General features: G+C 69.3%; 20 protein-coding genes. 11 read left to right on the forward strand and 9 right to left on the reverse strand.

The genetic code is table 11. The features are described 5' to 3' along the window. Positions 1-161 precede the first annotated feature (161 nt). Together ACFYXH_RS03005 and ACFYXH_RS03010 are read right to left on the reverse strand one after the other, a co-directional pair. Complete coding sequence (locus ACFYXH_RS03005) at positions 162-548, reverse strand: hypothetical protein (RefSeq protein ID WP_389560074.1); 387 nt, start codon at positions 546-548, stop codon at positions 162-164. Between the two features lie 92 nt (positions 549-640). Next, positions 641-1,852, reverse strand: a complete 1,212-nt coding sequence (locus ACFYXH_RS03010) for a pyridoxal phosphate-dependent aminotransferase (RefSeq protein WP_389560076.1) — start codon at positions 1,850-1,852, stop codon at positions 641-643. A gap of 348 nt (positions 1,853-2,200) precedes the next feature. Between ACFYXH_RS03010 and ACFYXH_RS03015 the strand changes: the two genes are divergently transcribed. After that, positions 2,201-2,992, forward strand: coding sequence for a maleylpyruvate isomerase family mycothiol-dependent enzyme (locus ACFYXH_RS03015; protein ID WP_389560078.1), 792 nt, complete (start codon positions 2,201-2,203; stop codon positions 2,990-2,992). Positions 2,993-3,080: 88 nt separating this feature from the next. On the opposite strand, the gene ACFYXH_RS03020 is transcribed toward ACFYXH_RS03015, so the two are convergent. The 3 genes from ACFYXH_RS03020 to ACFYXH_RS03030 form a co-directional block, all read right to left on the reverse strand. After that, positions 3,081-5,144, reverse strand: coding sequence for a GTP-binding protein (locus ACFYXH_RS03020; protein WP_389560079.1), 2,064 nt, complete (start codon positions 5,142-5,144; stop codon positions 3,081-3,083). A gap of 204 nt (positions 5,145-5,348) precedes the next feature. Next, on the reverse strand, positions 5,349-5,999 hold the full coding sequence (locus ACFYXH_RS03025; RefSeq protein WP_389560080.1) for a DUF4360 domain-containing protein: 651 nt from the start codon (positions 5,997-5,999) through the stop codon (positions 5,349-5,351). A gap of 247 nt (positions 6,000-6,246) precedes the next feature. Then, positions 6,247-6,480, reverse strand: a complete 234-nt coding sequence (locus tag ACFYXH_RS03030; RefSeq protein WP_389560082.1) for a chaplin — start codon at positions 6,478-6,480, stop codon at positions 6,247-6,249. Positions 6,481-7,408: 928 nt separating this feature from the next. Here ACFYXH_RS03030 and ACFYXH_RS03035 point away from each other — a divergent pair. Beyond that, entirely contained in the window at positions 7,409-7,648 is a 240-nt protein-coding gene (locus ACFYXH_RS03035) for a chaplin (protein ID WP_389560084.1), read from the forward strand. Positions 7,649-7,798: 150 nt separating this feature from the next. Here ACFYXH_RS03035 and ACFYXH_RS03040 read toward each other — a convergent pair whose 3' ends face one another. Continuing rightward, the gene (locus tag ACFYXH_RS03040; RefSeq protein WP_389560086.1) at positions 7,799-8,083 is read right to left on the reverse strand and encodes a hypothetical protein; all 285 of its coding nucleotides are present in this window, start codon (positions 8,081-8,083) and stop codon (positions 7,799-7,801) included. A gap of 360 nt (positions 8,084-8,443) precedes the next feature. Between ACFYXH_RS03040 and ACFYXH_RS03045 the strand changes: the two genes are divergently transcribed. The 3 genes from ACFYXH_RS03045 (at position 8,444) to ACFYXH_RS03055 (ending at position 11,408) form a co-directional block, all read left to right on the forward strand. Then, on the forward strand, positions 8,444-9,652 hold the full coding sequence (locus ACFYXH_RS03045) for a glycosyltransferase (protein ID WP_389560088.1): 1,209 nt from the start codon (positions 8,444-8,446) through the stop codon (positions 9,650-9,652). A 404-nt stretch (positions 9,653-10,056) separates the two neighbouring features. Next, positions 10,057-10,227, forward strand: coding sequence for a hypothetical protein (locus ACFYXH_RS03050; protein WP_389560090.1), 171 nt, complete (start codon positions 10,057-10,059; stop codon positions 10,225-10,227). After that, positions 10,227-11,408: a GNAT family N-acetyltransferase gene (locus ACFYXH_RS03055; protein WP_389560091.1), complete on the forward strand. Its 1,182-nt coding sequence runs from the start codon at positions 10,227-10,229 to the stop codon at positions 11,406-11,408. The genes ACFYXH_RS03050 and ACFYXH_RS03055 overlap by 1 nt, the downstream gene beginning before the upstream one ends. Before the next feature lie 12 nt (positions 11,409-11,420). On the opposite strand, the gene ACFYXH_RS03060 is transcribed toward ACFYXH_RS03055, so the two are convergent. Beyond that, complete coding sequence (locus ACFYXH_RS03060; protein ID WP_389560093.1) at positions 11,421-11,687, reverse strand: hypothetical protein; 267 nt, start codon at positions 11,685-11,687, stop codon at positions 11,421-11,423. 370 nt (positions 11,688-12,057) lie between these two features. Between ACFYXH_RS03060 and ACFYXH_RS03065 the strand changes: the two genes are divergently transcribed. Next, positions 12,058-12,921 (forward strand): serine protease, encoded by an 864-nt coding sequence (locus ACFYXH_RS03065; RefSeq protein ID WP_389560095.1) that lies wholly within the window; start codon positions 12,058-12,060, stop codon positions 12,919-12,921. Between the two features lie 130 nt (positions 12,922-13,051). Beyond that, positions 13,052-13,681, forward strand: a complete 630-nt coding sequence (locus ACFYXH_RS03070; protein ID WP_389560097.1) for an alpha-ketoglutarate-dependent dioxygenase AlkB — start codon at positions 13,052-13,054, stop codon at positions 13,679-13,681. Here the strand turns inward: ACFYXH_RS03070 and ACFYXH_RS03075 are convergent. Then, positions 13,659-15,305: an amidohydrolase family protein gene (locus tag ACFYXH_RS03075; RefSeq protein ID WP_389560099.1), complete on the reverse strand. Its 1,647-nt coding sequence runs from the start codon at positions 15,303-15,305 to the stop codon at positions 13,659-13,661. The two genes, ACFYXH_RS03070 and ACFYXH_RS03075, sit on opposite strands and share 23 nt — an antisense overlap. An 11-nt stretch (positions 15,306-15,316) precedes the next feature. Next, positions 15,317-16,648: an alanine racemase gene (locus ACFYXH_RS03080; RefSeq protein ID WP_389560101.1), complete on the reverse strand. Its 1,332-nt coding sequence runs from the start codon at positions 16,646-16,648 to the stop codon at positions 15,317-15,319. A 114-nt stretch (positions 16,649-16,762) separates the two neighbouring features. Here ACFYXH_RS03080 and ACFYXH_RS03085 point away from each other — a divergent pair, with 114 nt between their 5' ends. From ACFYXH_RS03085 to ACFYXH_RS03100, 4 genes are all read left to right on the forward strand, one after another. Then, positions 16,763-17,959, forward strand: coding sequence for a sugar kinase (locus tag ACFYXH_RS03085; protein WP_389560103.1), 1,197 nt, complete (start codon positions 16,763-16,765; stop codon positions 17,957-17,959). Further along, entirely contained in the window at positions 17,956-18,735 is a 780-nt protein-coding gene (locus ACFYXH_RS03090; RefSeq protein ID WP_362688004.1) for an IclR family transcriptional regulator, read from the forward strand. The genes ACFYXH_RS03085 and ACFYXH_RS03090 overlap by 4 nt, the downstream gene beginning before the upstream one ends. Next, positions 18,732-19,142, forward strand: coding sequence for a RidA family protein (locus tag ACFYXH_RS03095; RefSeq protein WP_327325764.1), 411 nt, complete (start codon positions 18,732-18,734; stop codon positions 19,140-19,142). The genes ACFYXH_RS03090 and ACFYXH_RS03095 overlap by 4 nt, the downstream gene beginning before the upstream one ends. A gap of 111 nt (positions 19,143-19,253) precedes the next feature. Then, a complete protein-coding gene (locus tag ACFYXH_RS03100) occupies positions 19,254-20,726 on the forward strand; it encodes a GntP family permease (RefSeq protein WP_389560106.1) in 1,473 nt (490 codons plus the stop codon). The last annotated feature ends 33 nt before the right edge of the window (positions 20,727-20,759 follow it).

Below are 20,759 nucleotides of genomic sequence, written 5' to 3' on the forward strand. Positions count from 1 at the left end.
GCGCGCCGGCGGCCCGTGGTTCCCGCTCGAGGCGGGCGCGCTTGTTCGCCGACACGCCGGAGCCTCCCTTCCCGCGGAGGGAAGGGAGGCTCCGGCGTTGAGGCGTCGGGCAGTGGGTGGCACCCGGCCCACGCGCCTCCGCGGCCCGTGAACCGGGGCCGTCAGTGGGCGCCGACCAGATGCAGTTCGGTCAGCGCGGCGGTGTGCGCGTCCATCCGCTCGGCGGAGAGGATGGCGGCGGCAGTGTCGGCGCGGGATGCCGCGACGACGAGCGCGCGGCCCGCGAGAGCGTGCGCACGGCGGTGCAGGGCCGCAGGATCGGCGCCGCTCAGGCCCGCGTGGCGGGCCGGCGGGGCGCCGCGCAGGCGGGAGATCTGGGACGCGATGTGCTCGGCGGCCGTATCGAGACCGAGCTCGTCGGTGACGGCGAGCAGCGCGGACAGATGCCCGGCAAGCTGGATGTCCAGCTCTTCCTCGCGGCTGCGGTGCGGGTACTCGGCATCGTCGGCCATCGAGTGGAGTGACCTGGTGCGAATCGGCTCGTACATGGGGATGGCCTCCTGCTCAATGTCAGGAGACCATCCTAGCTTGGATTCAGTCTAAAGTTGAGTCGGGTCGTGATTCTTTGCTCGGGATTGGCTCAGGGCTGGCTGTAGCCGTCCAGGAACGTCCCGATCCGCGTCACCGCGTCCGCCAAGTCGTTCGCCGCCGGCAGCGTCACGATCCGGAAGTGATCGGGCTCCGGCCAGTTGAAGCCCGTACCGTGCACGACCATGATTTTCTCGGTCCGCAGCAGATCGAGCACCATCTGCCGGTCGTCCTTGACCTTGTAGACCTTGGGGTCGAGGCGCGGGAACAGATACAGCGCACCCTTCGGCTTGACGCAGGTCACGCCCGGGATCTGGGTGAGCAGGTCGTACGCGACATCCCGCTGCTCCAGGATCCGCCCGCCCGGCAGCACCAGGTCCTCGATCGACTGCCGGCCGCCGAGCGCGGTGGCGACCGCGTGCTGCGAGGGCATGTTGGCGCACAGGCGCATATTGGCCAGGATCGTCAGGCCTTCGATGTACGAGGAGGCGTGCGCCTTCGGGCCGCAGACGGCCATCCAGCCGGAGCGGTAGCCCGCCACCCGGTAGTTCTTGGAGAGCCCGTTGAAGGTGAGGACCATCAGGTCCGGGGCGATCGCAGCGGTCGGCGTGTGCGTGGCGCCGTCGTAGAGGATCTTGTCGTAGATCTCGTCGGAGCAGACGACCAGGTTGTGCCGACGGGCGATCTCGGTGAGGCCGCGCAGCATCTCGTCGCCGTACACCGCACCCGTGGGGTTGTTCGGGTTGATGATCACGATCGCCTTGGTGCGGTCGGTGATCTTCCGCTCGATGTCGGCGAGGTCGGGCATCCAGTCGGCCTGCTCGTCGCACCGGTAGTGCACGGCGGTGCCGCCGGCGAGCGAGACGGAGGCGGTCCACAGCGGATAGTCCGGCGCCGGTACGAGTACCTCGTCGCCGTCGTCGAGCAGCGCCTGCATCGACATCTGGATCAGCTCGGAGACACCGTTGCCGAGGTAGATGTCTTCGACGTCCAGGTCGATGCCCTTGGTCTGGTAGTGCTGCATCACCGCTCGGCGTGCGGAGAGCAGCCCCTTCGCATCGCCGTAGCCGTGCGCGTCGCCGAGGTTGCGGAGGATGTCCTCGAGGATCTCGGGCGGGCACTCGAAACCGAAGGCGGCGGGGTTGCCGGTATTGAGCTTGAGGATGCGATGACCTGCTGCCTCCAGCCGCATTGCCTCCTCGAGGACCGGGCCCCGGATTTCGTAACAGACGTTTGCGAGCTTCGTCGACTGGATCACCTGCATGTCTGCGAGCTTACGGGCGCGTAACGCTGATCGCCCCGTGTTTTCGGTTACGGGGAGGGGGCGCGAATGTCCGGTTTGGTGCATCTCTCGGTGAGAGCGGCTCCGTCCCTTCGAAAGGGCCGCCCGGACGGGCCGGACACCTGCGGTTTGGGTCGCGGAGGCGGGAGGGAATCGGTTCGGTGTTGTCCGCGTCACCTTCACTGTGACCTTCGCTGTTTCCTTCGCATTGACCATGACTGCCGTACGGCTCCGGTTGACCACGACTGCCGTACGGCTCCGGCGCGAACTCTCGCCGAGTCATTGCCGAGTCTGCGTCCGGCTGTCCGTGGTGCGCCCTACCGTCGTGTCATGAGCCTTCTGAGCCATGACCGCTACTGCGACGAAATCGTCGCGCAGACCGAGCTGTTGAGGTCCACCATCGAGGACGCGGACCTGACCGTCCCCGTGCCCTCCTGCCCGGGCTGGAACACCGGCCAGCTGCTGCGGCATCTCGGCGGCGGCCACCGCTGGGCCGAGGCGATCGTACGGACCCGGGCGGCGTCCCCCTCTTCCGACAAGCACTTCCGCGACCTCTCCGCGTACACCGACGAGGACCCGGCCGTACTCGGCCCCTGGCTCGCCGAGGGCGCCGCGCAGCTGGCGGACACCCTGCGCGCCGCCGCGCCCGACGCGGAACTGTGGACGCCGGTCCCCGGAGAGACGGCGAAGTTCTACGCCCGCCGCTTTGCGCACGAGACGGTCATCCACCGGGCCGACGCGACCTTGGCCGCCGGCGCGGAGTTCACCGTCGACGAAGAGGTCGGTATCGACGGCCTGGACGAGTGGATGGAGCTCGGCTCGCTGCCACAGATCTTCGAGTACCACCCCGAGCAGCGCGAGCTCCTCGGCCCCGGCCGCACGCTCCACTTCCACGCCACGGACACCGCGCCGGAGGCGGCGGCGGAGTGGCTGGTGGACCTCACCGGCGACGCGATCGCCTGGCGCCGCACACACGAGAAGGCCGCGGTGGCGGTGCGCGGCTCGCTGACCGACCTGCTGCTGGTCGTGTACCGCAGACGACCGGCCCGCGCAGACGGCATCGAGATCCTCGGCGACGGGACGCTGCTCGACTTCTGGCTGGAGCGGGTCGGCTTCGGCTGACCCTGACCGGCGGGCGTGCCACTTGATCAGCCGGGACTCGCGAGGACCGGGCCCTTGGCCTCAGGGACACCCCGGCCACTCTCGGAGATCACGCGTCCTCCCGACGCCCACCGACCCGCCGTACCACGCGCAGCAGGTACTCCCGGCGGTTGAGCGGATCGTGGTCGGTCCGCCGACGGGTCGGGATTGTGCCGGTGACGGGCTGGTACCGGTCGAAGGCGCATTCCAGCACGCCCTCACCGCGTGTCAGTGCCGGTAGTTGTTGCTCCAGCTCGTGCACCCCGGCCGCCGGGATCTCGCCCTCCACCACGTACGACGGACCCCGCATCGCCGGTGCTTGTGGCACGGCACGCAGCCGGGCCAGTACGGGCAGGACCGGTCCGAACGTGTCCGCAGGGACCTCGAGGTGGAAGCGGTGCACCGGCTCGTACACCCTGGTGCCCGCCTCCTGGAGCGCGCTCATCAGAACCAGCGGTGTCAGATTGCGGAAGTCACCGGCCGTGCTCGACATGCTCTTGTCGAAGGTGCCGTGGGCGTGGCTCTGCCGCGGCCAGTATCCGGAGTGCGTCATCGTGACCGTGCAGTCGGTGACCTCCCATCCGTAAATCCCTTGGTACAGCGTCTCTTTCACGGTGTCCTCCACCGCCTTCATGAGCGAGAACGGCATCGACCCGAGCTCGACCTCCAGCCGGAATTCGACGCCGCTGCCGGCCGGCGCCGGATCGACGCGCAGACCGACGGTCGCGAGAAACGGATTGGGATCCTTGTCGATGATCTCGACTGCCGTGCCGGTACCGATCGGCCGTTCCATGCAGATGGTCGTCGTCTCGCGGAAGGTGACGTCGATACCGAAGTCGTCCGCCAGCGTTGCCTGGACGACCTCCTTCTGGACCTCGCCATAGAGCGAGACGGATACCTCTCGCCGCATATCGTCCTGCCGCAGATTGATCAGCGGGTCCTGCTCGGCGAGTTGGGTGAGCGCGAGGTGCAACGCGCCTTTGTCGGCGGGGCGGCAGGGGACGACGACCGTCTCCAGGGTCGGCGGGGCGAAATGCTGCCCCTCCGGGGCCGGAGCCGGGGCCGGGGCCGGGGCCGGGGCCGGGGCCGGGCCCGCGGTCCGGGCCGGGGTTCGCGAGAGGCCGATCGCGTCGCCGATCCGGACAGCGCCGAGACCCCACAGCTTTCCGATCTGCCCTGCGCCGACCGACGCGCGCCGGACGGCCGAGCCGCGGTCGAAAACGCTGATCGCGGTGACCTTCCCCTCGTCGTCCCCGCGGAAGCGCAGCCGGTCCCGCGTGCGCACCGCTCCCGAGAACATGCGGACGTACGCGATCTTCTCGCCGGCCGAACCGCGTTCCACCTTGAAGACTGTGCCCGAAACCGGGCCGTCGGCGTCGCCTTCGGCCGCGGGCAGCAGCTCCCTGATACCGGCGATCAGCGAATCCACGCCCGCGCCTGTGACCGCCGAGCCGAGGAACACCGGATGCACCAGCGCCTGCCGGGTCTGCGACGCCAGCTCCCCGCGGAGTTGTCCGTAACCGACTGCCGTCTCGTCATCGACGTACGCGGCCAGAAACGCATCGCTGTGGTCGGCGAGCAGATCGACCAGCCCGGAAGTGAAGCCGGTGTCGGCGGCGGTGTACGGCGCGTAGTGCGCCTCGCGGGTGCCCAGTCCGCCGGCCGATCCCATCGGGATGACCGCCGGGGTCAGCTTCTCGGAGATGCTCCGCAGTACGCGTCCGTCGTGCGCACCACTGCGGTCGATCTTGTTCACGAAGATGAGCGTGGGAATGCGCAGGCGCCGCAGTGTCCGCATCAGTACGCGGGTCTGCGCCTGTACGCCCTCCACGGCGGAGACGACCAGTACGGCACCGTCGAGCACGCTCAGCACCCGTTCCACCTCGGCGATGAAATCCGGGTGACCGGGTGTGTCGATCAGATTGACCGTGACGTCATCGATGGCGAACGACACGACGGCGGACTTGATCGTAATGCCGCGTTGCCGTTCCAGCGCCAGGGAATCAGTCTGCGTATTGCCGTCATCGACGCGGCCGATCTCGTCGATGACACCGGCGGAGTGGAGCAGTCGCTCGGTCAGGCTCGTCTTACCGGCGTCGACATGCGCCAGAATTCCCAAGTTCAACGTTCGCACGAAGTGTCATGTCCTCTAGGCAGGTGGAAATTACCTTCTGGGTGGACATGAACGCAGTGCGCATTACCGTCTCCTGGGTCGATCGGGCTGTTACCCGGGTAGTGCAGCAGACGGCCACACCGGGGGCAACCGATTTACAAGCGCGCGCTCGGACCGGCCACCGAAGGGAGGCCGGTCCGAGCGCAAATCCTCAGCACAGTCCTGTCAGGGCTCGTCGCACTCCTTCCAGGCCAGCCGGTAGATGGTGTTGATGGCGCCGTCCGTCGAGTCCATGGTCATGAAGCTGGTCGTCTTCTTCGGATCCGATGTCCCCGCGTTGACCCGCACTTCAGTGTTGATGTTGAAGTTGCGCTTCACGCCGCACGCCGCCCAGACCAACTGCCCCCATTCCGTGGAGTCGGTCGCATTCCAGTTGTCGTCGAGGGGGCCCCGGAAGGGGTGATTTCTGGCCGCTGTGTCCGGCGAGCCCTGGAAGTAGTACGACGCCTTCTGCATCGCGGTGGCGCCGGACTGCAGGCTCGCGAAGCCGCGGTAGTCGGCGCTGGCGATCGCGTACGTGAAGCCCTGTGGGACATGCACGACCAGGTTGAGCTGGCAGTTCTTCCGGAAGTCGGTCGGGTTCGCACCCACGCCCACCTTCGCGAGGTACTCGCTGTAGGTCACGGTGAAGGCGGTGTTGTCCTCGGACACGGCGATCGCGGCGGACCCCGGGCGACAGCCCGATCCGTTGACTGTCGCGATGTCGATCGTGATTTTGTCGGGGGGCGTGATGCTAACGGCGGAAGCGTTCTGAGAGGCCAGCAACGAAGCGAGAATTGCCGCTGTCGCGCCACCCGCTAAAAGTGCACGGGACATGATTCTCCCATCGGGGAAATGTGAAGGGGTTCATCCGGAAGTGACCATGGCTAGCCGTGACCATGTCAACCCTTCAAGCATTTCTGGGTGCTTCTCGAAGAGCCGGATCGAGTGGAATGGTAGGTAGCCAGGCGGGGGCTGGCTAGGGCCGTTATCGGCCTCTCGTCGATGCGCCGGAACCAGCCATCAGAGAAAAGCGGCACCGAGGCGCACTTTCGTGCCCCTCGGTGCCGCTTTGTGGAGAATGTCAGTCGTTGGAGCAGGAGTTGCCGATGGCCGGGTTCAGCAGGCCAATCACGCTGATGGTGTTGCCGCAGACGTTGACCGGCACGTGAACCGGAACCTGGACGACGTTGCCCGACACGACACCGGGGGAGTTCTTGGCGGTACCATCGGCGCCCGCGTCCGCCATGGCGGGGGCAGCGCTGCCCATGGCCATGACGATGCCGGCGACAACCACTGCAGCCTTCTTGTGCTTCATCGTTTTGATCCTTTCAGCAGTGGTGCTGTACGCAAGCCCGACCTTCGCGCTGCGCTTCCAGTTCCCTGTTCATGAACACCCCTGCAGGACTAGTAACGATTCGATTCCCGTCAAGAAGCCTCAATATGGCCGCCAACTCGAAAAGTCACTCGTATGCAGCACGGCAGAGTTATCGTACTGCCGGGAAGATTCTTTGCGATAATGATTTTCTTGCTTCTCGGTGTGCCTTTTCTGCCTTATTGGAACTTTTGTTTCCCTGAATAAGTGCCCGCTCGAACGTATGGCGCTCCGGGGTGGGCTGATCAACTCTGTTCGAAGGGTTTGGTTCCGTGCGTTCACTCGAATGCCGCAATTGCGTCGTGTGTGCTCCGTTGTAAATGCCGGCGGAGGACCTTCGAGAGGTCCTCCGCCGGGCGAGGCAGATCGCCGAGCACACCCGGATGCGCCATGCCAACAGGTGGCACGACTGCTCCACGGCGCAATGCGCCGCCGGCTGGAGGTTTGTACCCGGATGGATCCCACGCACGTTCTGCTCCGCCATTCCATCACTCCGGGGCGGCCACCCGGCCCCGGATTCACCCTTTTGCCGAATGAATTCCGCACAGCCGGACAATTCCTGATCGAGGCGCCGCGGGGGCACTCGGCGCACAATCAGGCGATGAAAACAATATGAAAATCACGGCGACCGGTCAGGCGTCCGTACAACACGGAACGGACGCTGCCTGCCCAGGGCTTGTTGAGCGACCCCTGGACTCGTGAGGATCGTTTCTGCTGGCTCACTCACATGGCCCGCATCGGCGCGTTCGTAGGGTAATTGGGCTGAACAGGGGTACCAGCATTGTCGGCCGTGTCATCTCTATGGGGAACCCGTTTCGATCTGTGTGAGCCCTGATTTTGGGCAGAACATCGAGCAGAAGGTGCTATTTCCATGAAGACTGCCAAGAAGGCCGCCCTGGTGCTGGTCACCGCTGGTCTCGCCGCCGGTGCCGCCTCCGGTTCCGCGTTCGCCGACTCCAAGGCGAACGGCTCCGCCAACGAGTCGCCTGGTGTGGCCTCCGGCAACCTGGTCCAGGTTCCGGTGCACGTCCCGGTGAACGTCGCGGGCAACACCGTCAACGTGGTCGGCCTCCTCAACCCGGCCGCCGGCAACGACGCCTCCAACGACTGACCCCCCGCGCTTCGCCACACCAGGGTGGCGCCACCGTTACCGATCGGTGGCGCCACCCTGCTCGCTGTTCTGAGCTGCGCATACAGCGGAAGGGGGTGCGACCGCTGACGGTCGCACCCCCACCTGAACGCGCTGCCGCAGACGGCCCGTTCAGCCGCCCAGCTGGACGCCGCCCAGCATCGGGGTGACCTCACCCGCGCTCTTCAGAGCCTCCTGAGGGGCGTTGCCCTTGACATTGTTCAGGCCGATCGCAGTGTCGGCGACCTTGGCCACCGTGGACTCGTCTCCGCTCGGCAGTGTCTGGCCGAGGGCCTGGGCAAGGCCGGCCTTGAGGGTTGTGGGGGGCATGGGCGTCGTCGCGGCGACCGCGGGAGATGCCGCCCCCATCGCCGCCACGGAGCCGGCAACGATCGCAGCAACCCTTGAGTACTTCATCTCTACGACTCCTGTTCTCCGGCTGCGTTTCTCGCCGCCGTCGACATGGGTAACGACACGCGACCGCAGGAGGCACCCCTGGTTTCTGGCCTTTCGGTACCGGCGAGTCCTACGTGATTTCCAACTAGCTTTCTGACAAAGTGCACTCCTGCTTTGTTACGTTGCACGAACATGCTCCGGAACGGCGCCGCCGGGGCGAACAGTGACGAACCACTGCGCCGGCTCTCCGAGCGGCACGGAAGGCGTACGGGACGGGAACGGCACCGCGTTCTCTTTGTGTCGGCAGATTCTCGCCGCTGAATTTCACGGCGGCGCTGCTCGCCCGAGCCATCTGAAGTCCGCGTACGAAGAGAGCCGCCCGTGCTGCAGAGAAGTTGGAGTGAGAAGAGCCAACTGACGGTTTTTCACCTGGTGCAGCCGGTGGACGGGGGAGTCGCACGCGTTGTCACCGACCTGGTCAGGGCACAGGTCGCCGAAGGCTTCCGAACTGTCGTGGCCTGCCCGCCCGGCGGGACGCTCGCGTCGGACGCCGCGGCGGCCGGAGCCCGGGTGTACACCTGGGCCGCCGCAGGCGCCCCGGGCCTCCAGCTGGTCAGGGAAGTCCTGACCGCAGCCGACCTCATCCGCCGCAGCAGCCCCCATCTCGTGCACGCGCACAGCGCCAAGGCAGGGCTCGCCGCCCGCCTCGCCGTACGCGGACGTGTTCCGACCGTCTTCCAGCCGCACGCCTGGTCCTTCGACGCGGTGGAAGGTCGCGCCGCCGAGCTGGCGCTGAAGTGGGAGCGGTACGCGACCCGTTGGACCACCCGGACCCTGTGCGTCAGCGAGACCGAGCGGAGGGCCGGGGAGCAGGCCGGAATCGCCGCCCGCTGGGCCGTTATCCGTGTGGGCATCGACCTGCGCCACTTCAGCCCCGACGACATGGTGAGCAGCGCATCCGCGCGGGCCGGGCTGCCGCAGCTGAACCACATCCCGGCCACCGCGCCCCTGGTGGTCTGCGTCGGCCGGCTCTGCCGGCAGAAGGGCCAGGACATCCTGCTGAGAGCCTGGCCGCAGGTGAGCGCGGCCGTGCCCGACGCCCGTCTGGTGCTGGTCGGGGACGGGGTCGACCGGGAAGCGCTGATGCGACTCGCCCCGCCGGGCGTGGTGTTCGCCGGGGTGTGCCGGGACACCAGGCCCTGGTTCCGCGCGGCGGACGTCGCCGTGCTCCCCTCCCGCCGGGAAGGCGTGGCGCTCGCCCCGCTGGAGGCGATGGCCTGCGGCCTTCCTGTCGTGCTGTCCGACGTCGGCGGGGCCGGCGAGAGTCTGCCGCCCGGCCACGAAGCCTTCGGACTCGTACCGCCGGAGGACCCGTCGGCCCTCGCGGTGGCGCTCACGACGCTGCTCACCGCGCCGGAACTACGGCGATCGCTGGGCCGCCAGGCCCGGACCCACACGCGGGCGACATACGACGTGCGGAAGACCGCCGCAGCGGTCTCCGGTCTCTACCAGGAACTGCTGCACCACCTACTCCCGCATCAGGAACTGCTGGGCTCGCCCCGACCCAGGACGAGGAAGCGCACCGAGTGATGACCACGGAGAGTGCGCCGACGCCCCACATCGCCCAGGCGACAGGCCGGGCCGCCCCGTTCGGTCCGCGCAGCTTCGGCTCACACCGCATCGGCAGACGCGGCTTCGGCAGACGCGGCTCCGCAGCGGGACTACTCGTCGCCGACGGGCTCGCGCCGGCCTTCACCGTGGCGCTCTGCCCCAACTGCCCCGCGCCGGAGTCGTGTTCGCCCTGTTCGCGGCGGTCCTGTCGGCGCTGCAGACCTGCCGGACGCCGTGTCGCCGCCTGCGCTCGCGACGCCGGAGGACGTCAGCCGAGCACGGACAGCGGCTCGCCACCCGCGCGCAACGGGTGCTCCCCGCCGACGCCTTCGTGGTGTACGCGCCCGCCCCGGACACCACCCCTCGACCGAGAGAGCAAGCCGATGACCGACTCGCCCGAGCAGGAGCCCGCCACCCCCGGATCGCCGTCACAACGAATCGGCGCACTCCTCGCGTGGATCACCCCACTGCCCAACTGGTGGGCGCCGCCCGCCTGCTTCCAGGCGATCCCGCCGACCGAGCCCGTACCCGCCGGCGAGCGGGAGCTGGTGTGATGGCCGGCGAGCGAACGGTCATTTCCGTCAGGCTGTGCCGCGATCCCCGCGACTTCGCCGGACTCCGCCCGGAGTGGGAGGCGCTGCAGCGCCGGTGCGCCACGGCCACGCCCTTCCAGAGCCACGCCTGGCTGCTCTCCTGGTGGCTCTCGTACGGGAGGGGCGGCCGGCTCCGTGTCGTCCTGGTACGCCGTGGCGGGCGTCTCGTCGCGGCCGCGCCCCTGATGCTCGTACATCGTCCGATGCCGCTGCTCGTTCCGATGGGAGGCCAAATCTCCGACTTCGGTGACATTCTCGTCGACGACGAGCACGCGGAGATCGCCATCACGGGACTCGAGCGGGGACTGCACCGCGCAGCACGGCACGCGGTGATCGAACTGCGTGAGGTACGGCCGGGGGCGGCGGCCCAGCGGCTGTACGAGGCGTGGACGGGGGCGCGACGGCGGCTCACGGACTCGGTCTGCCTGGAGCTCCCGGCCGTCCCGGTCGAGGAGCTCGTCAAGCGGCTGCCGACCGTCCGGGCGCAGCGCCTGCAGGCCGAGCTGCGCGAGATCGACGCGCTGAAGATCGAGAGCTACGCGGTGCCCGAGCACGAGGTGCCCGCGGCCGTCGACCATCTGCTGCGGCTGCACGAACTCCAGTGGCGGGGGCGCGGGGTCGCCCAGGAACACCTCAAGCCGCGGTTCGCGGAGCATCTGGCGCGGGCGACGCAGCGCATGGTGCGGGCCGGTGAGGCCGCGCTGACCGAGTTCCGGCTGGACGGCGAGGTGGTGGTGGCCAATGTGGCCCTGCAGTCCGGGTATCTGACGGGCGGCTATCTGCACGGCGCCCACCCGGGGCTGTGGGAGAAGAAGGTGGACGTGGCGACGATGCTGCTGCGACACGACGCGGAGCTCGCGGCACGCACGGGCCGGCAGGTTCTGAGCCTGCTGCGGGGCGACGAGGCGTACAAGAGCCACTGGCGTCCGCGGGCCGTCATCAACCAGCGGCTGCTGCTGGCCCGGTCCGGTCTTGAGCCCGCTCTGCGGCTGCGCGCCGCGCAGGCGGGCCGACGCGAGAGGGCGGCGGGGGGCGTGGACACACGGTTCCGCGACGCGCGCTGGCGGCGTGCCCGCCTGGACGACTGGCGGGCGGCCCGCGCCGCCGATGTCCGGGGCGGAGGTGACGCAGCCCGTCCGTGATCGTTGACCTTGTCAGGCCGGGTGCGGGTCGTGGAGCCAGCCCCTGCGCGGCGGTGGGGGACCGGGGCGGGCGTCGGCTTCGCCCTCCGGTGGCGGCGGATAGTGGGCGAGGCGGGTCCACTCGATGTCAGGCCGGCCCGGCAGGGTGCGGCCGGCCGCGGCCCACTCCTGTTCGAGCTCTTCGTAGATCGGGCTGGCGCCTGCGGGCGGGCTCGTCGGATTCGGGGCTGAGAGCGTCTGGACGCGCTGCCATCGAGCAGGCGCGGTAGTCCTTGCCATAAGCGGCAAACGCGCGCCCGCGGGCGAAGTCACTGCCGGGGTGCGGAGCGGGGGGACAGCAGGAACGGTTTTTCGACCCTTTCGCGCGTGTCGGTGAGGATCGTCCAGGCTGCAGGGTGCAAAGTGGGATGTTTTCGCTCGCGAGGCCGTGATGATACGGAAAACAGCCCGCGGAAGGGGAGCGAAGCGTCCGAGCCGGCCGCGCCGGTGACTCGTCGTCAGTACGCGGGCCGGCGCGCGGGCGCACCGGTGCCGGCCCGCGCCCGGCTGACCGGATTCCGTATCTTGTCGGCCGACGTGAATGCGCCAACAATGCGCATGACAAACCGAAGACTCTTCGGTCACTGAAGTCGCAAGAGGGGACCCCCACATGAACAAGCCTCTCGTCGGCGCGCTCCTCGCCCTGACACTCCTCGGGGCGGGCGCGGCACCCGCGATCGCGGTCACCACCGCGGACGCGGCACCGGCCGCCACCTCCGCTGTTCCCCAAGTCGGCGTCAAAGCAGTCGACTTCGCCGGAACGGTGGCGCTCAGCAACTGTTCCGGATCGGTGGTGCGGATGCCCGCATCGGAGCCCGACGACCCCGCCCTCGTACTCTCCAACGGGCACTGCATAGAGAGCGGCTTCCCGGCCGCCGGTGAGGTCATCGTCGATCAGCCGTCCAGCCGTAGTTTCGGCCTTCTCAACTCCGCGGGCAGCAGAGTCGCCACGCTGCGCGCCAGCAAGATCGCATACGCGACGATGACGGACACCGACATCTCGCTGTACCAACTCACCCGCACCTACGCCCAGATCCAGAGCAGCTACGGCATCACGGCGCTCGAGATCAATGCCGCGCACCCGGTGCAGGGCACCGCCATCAAGGTCGTGTCCGGGTACTGGAAGCGGATCTACAGCTGCAACATCGACGGCTTCGCGTACCGCCTCAAGGAAGGCGAGTGGACCTGGAAGGACTCGGTCCGCTACACCTCCAGCTGCAACACCATCGGTGGTACGTCGGGCTCGCCCGTCGTCGACAACGCCACCGGCAAGGTCGTCGCGGTGAACAACACCGGCAACGAGGACGGCCGGCGCTGCACCGACAACAACCCGTGCGAGGTGGACGAGAACGGGAACGTGACGGTGCGCCCAGGTATCAACTACGGCCAGGAGACGTACGGGATCGTGCCGTGCGTCGGCCTCGACAACAAGATCGACCTGGGGCGGCCGGGCTGCACGCTGCCGAAGCCGTGACGCCCGCGGTGCCGTGACGCCCGCCGTGCCCTGACCCGGAACGGGGTCCCGGCCGGGCCCCGGCGCCGGGGAGCGCCCCTCACCCCGAGTGATCCGTTCATATGTTCGAATATCGAGGTACCCTGGAGGCATGGCCGCACACCTCCAGGGTTCCCTCTTCGACCAGACCGACGAGATCCGTCTCGGTCAGCTGAAGGATGTACGGCGGACCGTGCTCGGGGACGGGGCGTGGATCGATGTCCTGCCGGAATGGCTCGGCGGGGCGGACGCGCTGTTCGAGGAGCTGGCGTCCGGTGTGCCGTGGCGGGCCGAGCGGCGCCAGATGTACGAGCAGGTGGTGGCGGTGCCCCGGCTGCTCGCCCACTACCGGGAGGGCGACGCACTGCCGCACCCCGTCCTGGACGAGGCCCGCGCCGCCCTCTCCGCCCATTACGCCGACGAGCTCGGCGAGCCGTTCGTCACGGCCGGACTCTGCTACTACCGCGACGGCCGGGACAGCGTGGCCTGGCACGGCGACACGGCCGGGCGGGCGTCCCGGGAGGACACCATGGTCGCCATCGTGTCCGTCGGTGCACCGCGCGATCTGGTGCTGCGGCCCAGGGGCGGCGGCCGGCTCCCGGTGCGCAGGCCGCTCGGGCACGGCGACCTCATCGTGATGGGCGGCTCCTGCCAGCGGACCTGGGAGCATGCCGTGCCGAAGACGGCGCGCTCGGTGGGGCCTCGCATCAGCATCCAGTTCAGGACGCAGGGCGTGCGCTAGACGGCAGCCGGGCGGGTCGGTGGTCCGTGCGGCGGACCGAGCGGCCGGCCAGCACGTCCGTACGGCGCCCGTCCTCGATCACGAACCTGCCGTCGATCAGCACATGCGGGATACCGACCGGCAGCGTACGCGGGGACTCGAAGGTCGAGCCCGCCGCGACCGTGTCCGGGTCGAAGAGGACCAGGTCCGCGCGGTATCCCTCGCGGACCAGGCCGCGGTCCGGCAGGCGCAGGCGGGCCGCCGGGCGGGAGGTGAGGTGGGCCACCGTCTCCTCCAGGCTGAGGATGCCCAACTCCCTTGCGTACCGTCCCAGATAGTGCGGGAACGTGCCGTACGCGCGCGGGTGCGGTTTGTCGCCCTGGAGGATGCCGTCGCTGCCGCCCGTGTGGACCCGGTGCCGCATGATCTCCCGGACGTTCTCCTCGTGGCCGACGTGCTGGAGGATCGTCGAGCCGAGCCGGTCGTTGATGAGCAGCCGGCGGGCGGTGATCCACGGGGCCTCGCCGCGCTGGGCCGCCGACTGCGCGATCGTCTTGCCGACGCAGCTCGCGAGCCCCGGGTCGCTCACGCCCGAGATCTCGATGGTGTCCCACTCGATGGGTACGCCGTGGCAGCCGTCCGCGCCGATCTCCTCCATGTGGTGGCGGATCTTCTCGGCGGTGGAGTCGTCGCGCAGGCGCGCCAGGATCGCGTCCGGGCCGCCCTCGCTCGCCCAGCTCGGCAGCATCGCGACGAGTGTGGTGCAGCCGGGGGTGTACGGGTAGGTGTCCAGGCTGATGTCCGCGCCGACGGCCAGTGCGTCGTCCAGCAGCGCGAGCAGATCGGGAGCCCTGCCCTTGTTCACGCCGAAGTTCATGGTGGCGTGCGCGAGATGGAGAGCGCAGCCGGCCTCGCGGGTGAGGGAGACCATCTCCTCGTACGCCTGGAGAGCCCCGGCGCCGTACGAGCGGTGGTGCGGGCAGTAGTAGCCGTCGTAGCGCGCCACCACCCGGCAGAGCTCGGTGAGTTCGGCGTTGCCCGCGTACATGCCCGGCGTGTAGGTGAGGCCGGACGACATGCCGACCGCGCCCTGTTCGAGGCCTTCGGCGACGAGCCCCTTCATCCGGGCGAGCTCGGCGGGGGTCGCGGGGCGGTCGTCCCAGCCCACCGCGTACATCCGGACCGTGCCCTGCGGGATGAGGTACGCGGCGTTGACGGCGATGCCCTGCCGGTCGAGCCGGTCGAGGTACTCACCGACCGTACGCCAGTCGAAGTCGACGGTTGTGTCCCCGGGCGCACCGCCGTTCCAGCCGGTGATCGCCTTGCGGACCTCGGCGAGGGTCGGGTCGTCGACCGGTGCGTACGACAGGCCGTCCTGGCCGAGCACTTCGAGGGTGACGCCCTGCGCGGCCTTGGCCTCGTGCGCGGGGTCGCGGAGCAGCGCGAGATCGCTGTGCGCGTGCATGTCGATGAAGCCGGGGGACAGGGCGAGGCCGTGCGCGTCCAGGACGCGGGTCCCGGACAGGGCGGGGTCGCCCTCACGGCGTACGGCGGCGATGCGGCCGTCGTCCAGGCCGACATCGGCGCGGTACGAGGGTCCGCCGGAGCCGTCGATGACGCGTACGTCGCGGATGACGAGGTCCATGGCCCGGCCCCTCAGAAGAACGTGCGGATGTAGTCGGTGACCGTGCCGTCCGCCTCGACCAGCGGGATCAGCTGCCATTTGTCGAAGCTCGTGCACGGGTGGGACAGGCCCATGCCGACCCAGTCGCCGACCTCGAGCTCGGCCTCCGGAGTCGTGCGGACCCAGCCGTGCTGGTCGGACAGTCCGCTGACCGTGATGCCGTGCGCCGGGCGGATCTCGCCGGTGCGGCCGTCGCGGACGACCTGGGCCTCGGGGAGGTCGAGGTCGTATGCCGCGTCGCGCTTGCCCGCGTTGACGAAGGCCTGGTCGGGGGTGGGGCGGGAGACGACCTGGGCCCAGAGGCGGAAGGCGGGCTGGAGGGCGCCCTCCTGCGGGATGCGGTTGAAGGGGGTGAGGTGGCGGTAGTGGCCGTCGTCGTGCGAGACGTATGCGCCGGAACGCAGCAACTTCAGTACGGGGAGGGAGAGTTCGGGGATCTCGGCGAAGACGTCCGCGACCGCGTCGAACCAGGCGCTGCCGCCCGCGCTGACGACGATCTCCTCGGTGGCGGCGAAGAGGCCGGCCTTGTCGAAGTCGGCGGCGAGTGCGGTGAGGCGGCGCACCCAGGCGCGGACGCGGTCGCCGTCGGCCTGTGGTACCTCGCCCTCGTAACCCGCGACGCCGACGAGGCGGAGGGTTGCGGCGGCGGCCACCGCGTCGGCGACGGCTGCGCAGTCGGCTTCCGTACGTGCTCCGGTCCGGGCACCTTCGCCGGCGCCGAGTTCGACGACGACGTCGAGAGGGCGGGACGCGCCGGCGTCGCCGAGGGCCGCGTCCATCAGCTCGACTCCGCGTACGGAGTCGACGTAACAGATGAAGCGGAAGCCGGGGTCGGTGTCCAGCTCGTGCGCGAGCCAGCGCAGGGCGGCCGGGTCGACGACCTCGTTGGCGAGGAAGATGCGCTGGATCCCGTAGGCGCGGTAGACGCGGGCCTGGTGCGGGACGGCGGCGGTGATGCCCCAGGCGCCGTGCTCCAGCTGGCGGGCGAAGAGCTGCGGCGACATGGAGGTCTTGCCGTGCGGGGCGAAGACGAGGCCGTGGCGCTCGGAGTACGTCTCGAGGAGGGCGAGGTTGTGCTCGACGGACTCGGCGGAGAGGGCGAGTACGGGGGTGGTGAAGCCGCCGGTGAAGAGGTTGCGGCGCTCGGCCGCCAGGGCGCCGACGGTCAGGCCCGCGGCTTCGGCGTCCGGGGGGAGGGCCTTGAAGCGGTGGTCGACCGGTTCGTCGGCGAGCCGGTCGAGTCGTCCGGCGGCGATGTCGCCGGCGTCGGCGGTGTCGGCGTTGTCGGTGGCGTCGGCAGCCATGGGGCCTCCTCGGGAGATTGCCGTACGGTACGTGCATTCTGTGCGTTGCATTCTCTGCAACACCCATTGCGCACTTCGCTTACCGCTGTCTAACATCCGAGCCACGCCGGGTCAATGGAGTCTCCGGCGACCGACCAGCGAGGAGCTCGAGCGACTGTGACCGCGACCGTGCCAGGCCCCGTCGACGTCGTCTGTCTTGGCGAGTCCATGGTCACGTTCCTGCCCACGCGGCAGGGGCGCCTCGCCGATGTGCCGTCGTTCGTACGTGGCATCGGCGGAGCCGAGTCCAACGTGGCGTGCGGTCTGGCGGCGTCCGGGCACAGCGCGAAGTGGGTCGGGCGGGTCGGCGCGGACGGCTTCGGTGAGCACCTGGTTGCGGCGATCGCGTCGTACGGCGTCGATACGTCGGCGGTGCAGCGCGATCCGCAGCGGCCGACGGGGATCTACTTCCGAACGGCGGGCGACCGCGCGGCCGATGCGCATGAGGTCCTCTACTACAGGGCGGGATCCGCGGCGTCGGCGATGTCGCGGTCGACGGTCCGGGACGAGGACGTGTGGTCGGGGCGGATCCTGCATCTGTCCGGGATCACGGCGGCGCTCTCGGCGGACTGCCTCGCCCTGATACGCGGGCTGACGACACGTAGGCCGGGCCGCGCGCTCGTCTCGTTCGACGTGAACTACCGCGTGAACCTGTGGCGCGAAGCCGGGGACCCGCTGGTGCTCCTGGACCTGGCGCGGGGTGCGGACATCGTGTTCGTCGGCGAGGACGAGGCGGAGGCGGCATGGGGCCTGCGCGGCGCGCCGGCGGTCCGCGCGGCGCTGCCGGAGCCGGAGGTGCTGATTGTGAAGCAGGGCGCGCAGGGGGCGACGGCGTACGTACGGGACGCGGAGCCCGTCCCCTCCCCGCCCCTACCCGAACCGGGGGCTGCGACCCCGAACCCTCGCGCCTCAAACGCCGGCGAGGCTGCTTTTCCGGCCCGTCCGGCGCCGGCCCCGCGCAGGGGACCCGCCCCCGACACCGTCACCCACGCACCCGCGCCCCGCGTCGATGTCGTTGCGCACGTCGGCGCCGGCGACGCCTTCGCCGCCGGGTTTCTCTCCGCCACCCTCCGCGGGCTGTCCGCCCACCACCGGCTGCGGCACGGGCATCTCATGGCCGCCGCCACGCTCACCGCCGACGCGGATCTCGCCATGCCGCCCACGCGGGCGTATGCCGACCGGCTGGTCGCACTCGACGCCCGCGGCTGGGAGACACTGCACCTCGGCCCCGGCTGGACCGCAGCCGTGGATGAGGAGGTACCTACGCCATGAGCCAGACCGTCGATCGCGCCCTGAGCATCCTGCCGCTGCTCGCGCAGGGACCCGCCGACCTCGGACAGGTCGCCGACCGGCTCGGCGTGCACAAGTCCACCGCCCTGCGCCTGCTCCGTACGCTTCACGAGCACGGACTCGTCTACCGCCAGCAGGACCAGCGCTACCGCCTCGGCGCCCGTCTCTTCGCGCTCGCCCAGGAAGCCGTCGAGAACCTTGATGTACGGGAGATCGCCCACCCCCATCTCGTACAGCTCAACGAGCAGTGCGGGCACACCGTCCACCTTGCCGTGTACGAGGAGAGCGAGGTCCTCTACATCGACAAGGTCGAGAGCCGCTATCCCGTCCGGATGTACTCCCGGATCGGCAAGCCCGTCGCCATCACCGTCGCAGCGGTGGCGAAACTGCTGCTCGCCGACCTCCCCGAGGCCGAGCGGCGCGCTCTCGCCGAGAAGCTCGACTACCCCATGTACACATCCCGTTCGATCCCGAACCCCGCCGCGTTCCTCAAGGAGCTCGCCGTCGTCCGCGAACAGGGATGGGCCACCGACCTCGGCGGCCACGAGGAGTCCATCAACTGCATCGGCGCCCCCATCCGCGGGGCGGACGGCCGGGTCGTCGCCGCCATGTCGGTCTCCGCGCCGAATGTCGTCGTCACCGCAGAGGAACTCCTCACCCTTCTCCCGCTGTTGCGCCGCACCGCGGACGCCATCAGCCGGGAGTACTCCGGTGCTGTACCTGATTCCAAAGCCGTCCCACCCAAGGAAGCTCCATGAGCGAGAAGATCGCGATCACCCCCGCCACCCACACCGCACCGCCCGCGAAGTTCTCCCACGGCGTCCGAAAGGGCAACATCCTCCAGGTCGCGGGCCAGGTCGGCTTCCTGCCCGCCGTAGCAGGGCAGCCTCCGACGCCCGCGGGTCCGACCCTGCGCGAGCAGACCCTCCAGACCCTCGCCAACGTCAAGGCCGTGCTCGAAGAGGGCGGCGCGAGCTGGGACGACGTGATGATGACCCGCATCTACCTCACGGACGTGGCCCACTTCGCCGAGATGAACGAGATCTACAACGCGTACTTCGAGGAGCAGGGCCTCAAGGAGGCCGCCTCCGCCCGTACGACCGTGTACGTCGGCCTGCCCAAGGGCCTGCTCATCGAGATCGATGCCCTGGCAGTCCTCGGCTGACCTGCGGCTGATCCTGCACCACCCCGCTCTTCACGGCGCGGCGCTCTCCCCCCGAGCGCCGCGCCGTGATCCCCCACACCCAAAATCCCCCGAACAACGAGGTCCCCCGCCATGCTGCTCGCCGCTGACGCACCACCGGAGACCCCACCCCACACGGGCGGTCTGCTTCTGCTCATCGACGGCACCGCCGGTCTGCTGACCGTCGCCGCCCTCGGTATCGCGCTCCTTCTCCTCCTGATCATCAAGGTCAGGCTGCAGCCGTTCGTCGCGCTCCTCGCCGTCTCCATAGCCGTCGGCCTGGCCGCCGGCCTCTCCGTCACCGAACTCTTCGGCACCGTCCAGAAGTCCGCCGCCGTCTCGGTCATCGAGTCCGGCATGGGCGGCATCCTCGGACACGTCGCGATCATCATCGGTCTCGGCACCATGCTCGGCGCGATTCTCGAAGTGTCGGGTGGCGCCGAGGTGTTGAGCTCGCGCCTGCTGAACCTCTTCGGCGAGAAGCGCGCCCCTCTCGCCATGGGCCTCACCGGCCTGATCTTCGGAATCCCGGTCTTCTTCGACGTCGGCATCTTCGTCCTCGCGCCGATCGTGTACGCCGCCGCGAAGCGCTCCGGCAAGTCGATCATTCTCTACGCGATGCCGCTGCTGGCCGGTCTGTCGATGACCCACGCCTTCCTGCCGCCGCACCCCGGCCCGGTCGCCGCCGCCGGCCTGCTCCATGTCTCACTGGGCTGGGTCATCCTGATGGGCATCGTCGTCGGCCTCCCGGCGGTCCTCGCCGCCTGGGGCTACGCCGCCTGGATCGGCAAGCGCCTGTTCGTCGAGGTCCCGCAGGACATGCTGGAGGCCGCGGAGGAAGCCAAGGCCGCCGTGCGCGCCGAGCAGACCGCCGCGGGCCGCACCCCGCAGGAGCGCCCGGTCGGCCTCGGCACGGTCCTGGCCATCATCGGTACGCCGCTGCTCCTGATCCTCGCCGCGACGTTCTCCTCCATAGCACTGGACCCCTCCACGCTGCGCTCGGTCATCGAGTTCTTCGGCCACCCCTTCGTCGCCCTGACGATCGCGCTGCTACTCGCGTACTACCTGCTGGGCCTCCGGCGCGGCTGGTCCCGCAAGTCCCTGGAGTCCGTGTCGACTTCGTCGCTGAAGCCGGTCGGCAACATCCTGCTCGTCGTCGGTGCGGGCGGCGTCTTCGGAGCCGTACTGAAGGCGAGCGGTGTCGCGCAGGCGCTCTCCGACACCTTCAACGGCATCGGGCTGCCGGTCATCGTCCTCGCCTATCTGATCTCGCTGGTGCTGCGCGTGGCGCAGGGCTCGGCGACGGTTGCGATCGTCACCACGGCCGGCATCGTGCTGCCGCTGGTCGAGAACGGCGACCACTCACAGGCCTTCCTGGCGCTGGTCATCATGGCGATCTCGGCCGGTTCGATCTTCGCCTCGCATGTCAACGACGGCGGATTCTGGATCGTCTCGAAGTACTTCGGCATCACCGAGCGCGACACGCTCAAGTCGTGGACGGTGCTGGAGTCGGTGCTGTCGCTCGCGGGCTTCGCGGTGGCGGCGGCGCTGAGTCTGGTCGTCTAGCGGTACGGATGTGAGCAGGGTGCCCCGGGACTT

The sequence above is a fragment of the Streptomyces sp. NPDC002730 genome (assembly GCF_042888805.1).
Taxonomy (GTDB): Bacteria; Actinomycetota; Actinomycetes; order Streptomycetales; family Streptomycetaceae; genus Streptomyces.